The organism is Zongyangia sp., from assembly GCF_965361945.1.
The window spans coordinates 1-3,675 of sequence record NZ_CBDTOK010000080.1; the positions used below are offsets into that span (position 1 = coordinate 1).

The following is a 3,675-nucleotide window of genomic DNA, read 5'->3' on the forward strand; positions in this document are numbered from 1 at the left end:
CGCCCGTATTACAAAAAAAGAAAGAGAAAAGCTAGCTCCACAGATTTTAAAACTCATCGAGGAACTCTCAAAATCAGAATCATAAAAAAGCGGGACAGAAAGAACATTCTTTCTGTCCCGCTTTTTTATGGCCATCATCGATAGAGACTTCGTTGCAGGGAGGATTTGCTTTATTCTTCCTCGATTTTTTCTTTGTTGCGCTTTTTCCGTTTACGGTATAGGTAGAAAATACCAACTGCCACGACGAGAACCACCAAAACAATCACAGCAATATGGGTGTAGTTGTCAAAATATGGCATGGCCTTTTCCCAGGCAGTGCCCAATGCGGCTCCAATACAAACGAGAATAATGTTCCAAACGGTGCTGCCCAGTGTAGTCAAAAGCAAAAAGCTGGGCAGAGGCATCTTTGCAAAACCTGCAGGAATAGAGATAAGGCTTCTTACAATGGGGATGCAGCGGCAGATCAGTACTGCTTTGCCCTGATATCGGTGAAACCACCGTTCTGCTTTTTCAACATGCTCAGGGCGCAGATGTGTGATCTGTCCGAATTTGCCGGCAAATAATTTTTTCAGCCGTTCCGCCTGAAAAATCCTGCCAAATGCATAAAGGACAATAGCACCTAACAGTGACCCAGCCGTTGCAGCCAGAACGGTTCCCGGAATATTCATGGCAGCCGTAACGGTAAGAGCCCCTCCAAATAAAAGGACCGCTTCTGAGGGGATGGGTGGAAAAACGTTCTCAATGAATATTAAAAGGAAGATTCCCCAATACCCAAATTGGTCGACAAACGAAAGCATCCATTCCTGCATTTTCAGTGCTCCTTCCGAAATTTGAAGTGATTTTAAATTCCTGCCATTGCGGGCAACAATTCTAATGCCTGTTACCAGAGAATGACACGTAATTTGTCCATTTATTTTGTAGAATTTAGGTTCATGCCATTCCTGGTAACAAATTTATTGTACGATGTAAAAATTCCAACAAAAGTGTGAAAGAGAACGACAGCGGAAAGATTTGATAAGTATAGCTAGATTACCGCCTTGTTCAGATGTATTCCCAGAAGGCATTATATCATGTATGCACTCTGTAAATATAGACTATCATTGAATTTCTTCCTCAAAATATACATTTGAGGGCCTATTCTCCTTTGACGACACTGGACATCCCATAGCAAATTAACTTGGTGGCAGTCTCGATGAGCTCCTCCAAAGAAAGCTTTTTCCCATCGGCTACCCACTGCCGGTAGAGTAAAGTGGAATTTGCCCCATAAAAGGCAAACACCAAGCTCTCCGCATATTCATCAAGGCCAAAGATACCCCGGTTGGTTTCACGACGATAATCCATAATCCGCCGGTTAATTTTTTCCCATACCGGCTGATAGCTGCCGCTGCACATGAGACGCTCATGCAGCAACGGCATGTTGGCCGCGTGTTCGAAAAACAGACGGATCAAATCGCGGATATCCTTCATGCTGCCATAGGATACCTTTCGTTTTATAAAGTTCTCAGCAATTTCGTCCTGCAGTTCGGCAAGCAGATCATCCAGACTATTGTAATGAAGGTAAAAGGTTTTTCGGTTGATCTGTGCGCGTTCCGTCAGCTCCTTGATGGTGATCTGGTCATAGTCCATTTCACAGATCATGGACTTAAAAGTGTTATGAATAGCTTCCCTTGTCTTACGGACCCGCAGGTCTTCCGTTTTTTTCTTTTCCAATATAAGATTCCCTCCTTTTATGCCTCACAAGAAAATATTATGTGGCATAATACGCAAATCTGTTTTTACAGACCATTGATTTCATATATTACATTTATTATAATGCAAATATGAGGAAAAAGCAACACAAAAGAAATAAATCTAAAGTGTGTATTTATTGTGAGTAAAAAGAAAATATAGACTGGGAGGAGACAGTAAATGAAGGTTTTGTTGGTCAATGGAAGTTCCAGACAGAACGGATGTACAGGCGTTGCACTAGCGGAGATTGCCCGCGCGTTGCAGGAGGAAGGAATCGACACAGAGATGTTTTTTATTGGGAATGAGGCAATACCCGACTGTGTCGCCTGCCGCAAATGTAGGGAGTCTGGCCGATGTGTTTTCAATGATTCTGTCAATCCATTTGTCGAAAAGGCAAAGCAGGCGGATGGTTTTGTATTTGGCTCCCCAGTTTATTTTGCCCATCCCAGTGCCCGCTTGCTCACCTTTATGGATAGAGCCTTTTATTCCGGTGGCGGTGCGTTTGCGTTTAAACCCGCCGCGGCTGTGTTAAGCGCACGGAGGGCAGGTACAACAGCTTCCTTTGATGTCATCAATAAGTATTTTACCATCTGTTCCATGCCGGTGGTGTCCTCCACCTATTGGAATCATGTATACGGTCAGCAGCCAGAGGAGGTCCAAGAGGACAAAGAAGGGCTGATGACCATGTATAACATCGGGAAGAATATGGCATGGATGCTGAAGTGTATCGCGCTCGGAAAGGAAAACGGACTGCAACATCCGGAGAATCCCAAGGTTTTGACAAACTTTACACGATAGATTAGGAGGTATTGTCTTATGAATGATTTTGTGTACTCTTATCCCACAAAAGTCTATTTTGGCAAGGCGTCTGCCGCAAAAGCGCTGAAAGCAGAGCTGGGGGCAGACGTTAAAACGGTAATGCTGGCCTATGGTGGAGGTTCTATTAAGAAAAATGGCATCTACGATGAGCTGACCAGTATCCTATGGGACGCAGGCAAAAAGATTGTGGAGTTTTCGGGCATTATGTCCAATCCCACCTATGCGAAGGTACAGATGGGCGCAAAACTAGCCCGGGAACAACATGTAGATATGATCCTTGGCGTCGGCGGCGGCAGTGTGATCGACTGCTGCAAGATGGTGGCTGTACAGGCCAAAACGGACAGGGATCTGTGGGAAATGGAGTTTACCCACCGTGAATTGCCCTCTGATGCCATCCCCATGGGTGCCATCGTCACGGCCTCCGGTACCGGGGCTGAGATGAACGGAGGCGCCGTCATCACAAATGAAGAGAAAAAAATCAAGACAGGGATGCTGGGTTTTGCACCTCGGTTTGCAGTTCTTGATCCGGCATATACCTTGTCTGTCCCCCGGATGCAGGTGATTTCCGGCGCTTTTGATACCCTGAGCCATGCCCTGGAAACCTATCTGGGCAGTTCCGACAGGGACAATGTCTCCGACGATGTCTCCCTGGCGATTATGCGCAACACCGTTGTCAACATGAGACGTTTGCTATTGGATATCAATGACCTACAGGCCAGGGGCAACCTCATGTGGGATTCTGCCATGGCGGAAAACGGAATTTTAAAGGTAGGACGTCTCACCGACTTTCAGGTACATCAGATGGAACATCAACTTGGCGCCTATACTGACTGCAACCATGGACAGGGATTGGCAGTGATTCAGCCTGCCTATTGCCGCCATATGCTACAGGATGCGGAGGAAAAGTTCACTCGTTTTGCCAAGGTGGTATTTGGGGTAGACACCGCTGCGGCGGGAATTGATGCGCTGGCAGATTTTATTAAGGAGTGCGGCCTTCCTACCCATATGAGCGATCTAAAATCTAAGGTGGAAATTACACCGGAGGTACTTCGCCAGGTAGCCGATACCTGTAATATTATCAAATGCAACCCCAGGGAATTGAACCGGCAGGAAATCTATGAAATCTTG

The 3,675-nt window shown here is 45.9% G+C and carries 4 protein-coding genes; 2 read left to right on the forward strand and 2 right to left on the reverse strand.

What is annotated here, in order from left to right; all coding sequences use genetic code 11:
* Window positions 1-170: 170 nt before the first annotated feature.
* Together ACZ25G_RS05115 and ACZ25G_RS05120 are read right to left on the reverse strand one after the other, a co-directional pair.
* Window positions 171-809 (reverse strand): DedA family protein, encoded by a 639-nt coding sequence (locus ACZ25G_RS05115; protein ID WP_463681762.1) that lies wholly within the window; start codon window positions 807-809, stop codon window positions 171-173.
* 325 nt (window positions 810-1,134) lie between these two features.
* A complete protein-coding gene (locus tag ACZ25G_RS05120) occupies window positions 1,135-1,710 on the reverse strand; it encodes a TetR/AcrR family transcriptional regulator (RefSeq protein WP_463681763.1) in 576 nt (191 codons plus the stop codon).
* A gap of 198 nt (window positions 1,711-1,908) precedes the next feature.
* Between ACZ25G_RS05120 and ACZ25G_RS05125 the strand changes: the two genes are divergently transcribed.
* Together ACZ25G_RS05125 and ACZ25G_RS05130 are read left to right on the forward strand one after the other, a co-directional pair.
* On the forward strand, window positions 1,909-2,526 hold the full coding sequence (locus tag ACZ25G_RS05125) for a flavodoxin family protein (protein WP_463681764.1): 618 nt from the start codon (window positions 1,909-1,911) through the stop codon (window positions 2,524-2,526).
* Between the two features lie 18 nt (window positions 2,527-2,544).
* On the forward strand, window positions 2,545-3,675 hold a 1,131-nt coding region (locus ACZ25G_RS05130; RefSeq protein ID WP_463681765.1), incomplete at its 3' end, for an iron-containing alcohol dehydrogenase.